Source organism: Halorubrum rarum (assembly GCF_048380895.1).
Taxonomy (GTDB): domain Archaea; phylum Halobacteriota; class Halobacteria; order Halobacteriales; family Haloferacaceae; genus Halorubrum.
The window spans coordinates 1-1393 of the sequence record NZ_JBLWMN010000038.1; the positions used below are offsets into that span (position 1 = coordinate 1).

The 1393-nt window shown below is 56.4% G+C and carries 1 protein-coding gene; it reads right to left on the reverse strand.

The genetic code is table 11. The features are described 5' to 3' along the window. Positions 1-54 precede the first annotated feature (54 nt). Positions 55-1335 carry an RNA-guided endonuclease InsQ/TnpB family protein gene (locus ACNSN7_RS15525; RefSeq protein ID WP_418283204.1) on the reverse strand — a complete coding sequence of 427 codons (1281 nt, stop codon included), beginning with the start codon at positions 1333-1335 and terminating at the stop codon, positions 55-57. Between the last annotated feature and the right edge of the window lie 58 nt (positions 1336-1393).

Genomic DNA, 1393 nt, shown 5'->3' on the forward strand with positions numbered 1-1393 from the left:
TTGACATCCTCCCCGCCCTGAAGGGCGAGGATTCCCACGTTGGGATATTGTGGTTTACGACGTTACGTGTTCTTGCGGTGCGAACGCACCAGTTCCCGTGTCAAACAGGAACGTCGATGGCTGTGCCAACCAGCCGTTACTCCTATCGCCGCCATCCGTGGCGGGACTCGGAGATACTTTCTGCCGAATGTTCTCCGCACCGTTCACATCTGCGTTCGCTACCATATCACACTTATCGCAGACGTACAGCCCACGTTCGACACGGTTCGCTTTGCGTTTGCGACCACAACATGAACATGATTTTGAGGTATCTCGCTCGGGCACTTCTTCGACCGTGATGCCTTCCATCTCGGCTTTGTATTCGAGCAGGTCTGTGAACCGGTCGAACGCCCACGAGTGCAGGTCGAGATTGCCGTGCTTGCCCCAGTTTTTCGACTCGCCGTTCTCCTCGTCCTCGCGGATGCCGGAGAGGTCGCCCACCACGATCGTTCCAATGTCCTCCTCGACACACCGCTGGACGATGTGCTTGGAGAGCGTGTGGAAGTAGTGGGTGCGGCGGGCCGACTTCTTCTGATTCAGCCGAGTGGCTTGCTGTGAGTCCGAGTCGTCACACCGAGCGATTCGCTTGCTGAAGTAGTAGTCGTCCTGCTTCAGGCAGTTGAGCGGGTACAACTCGCTGTGACCGTCTTCGTAGGCGAGTGCGGCGAAGTTGTTGATCCCGAGATCGACACCAACCGTCTTCTCACCGGGGGCTTCAGCCACGTCGATTTCGACCTTACAGACGAAGTGGAGTGTCCACTCGTCGCCCGTCCAGACTATCTTGACTTGTTGGACGTTCTCCACGGCGGAGAGGTCAACGTCGGGGCGAGTCTGGTACTTGCAGAGGATGAAATCCGACCAATACTGTTTGAGGTTCGACCCTTTTGAGAGTCGGACGCGGTTGTACTGCGTGTCGAGTTTGAAGCCTTTCTGCTTGAACGTCACCGTCGAACGTGGGTGCTCGTCGCCGTGTTTGCGGTAGCCGGGCGGGTTCGCTCTCGTGTCTCCGTTGCGTCGGTTGCCGTACCAGCTGTTGAACGCCTCAGCGAGTTCTTGCAAAACTCGCTGACTTGACTGAGAATGCAGGTCATCATAGCGTTCGTGGGTTTTGAGGTACGTGGTGAGCTCGTTGTGGTTCGGGATGTGATCGATTTCATCCCAGATCCGACTGCACGTCCACCGTCCGACGTTCCAGAGTTTCGAGGCGGCGAACCCGAGCGAATCAAGGTCGTCGTGCACCCGAGACTGGTTCCGAATGGACGCAGTGTAGGTGCGAGTAACGACCTGTTTCGCCATATGTAACCTATGTAGACAAAATTACTTGAAGGCTTGGATTGGAGCAGCGCGGAATATC

What these genes read in the sequence shown, in the direction of transcription:
- ACNSN7_RS15525 (WP_418283204.1), bottom strand. Translation starts at nt 1,335, where the DNA reads ATGGCGAAACAGGTCGTTACTCGCACCTACACTGCGTCCATTCGGAAC.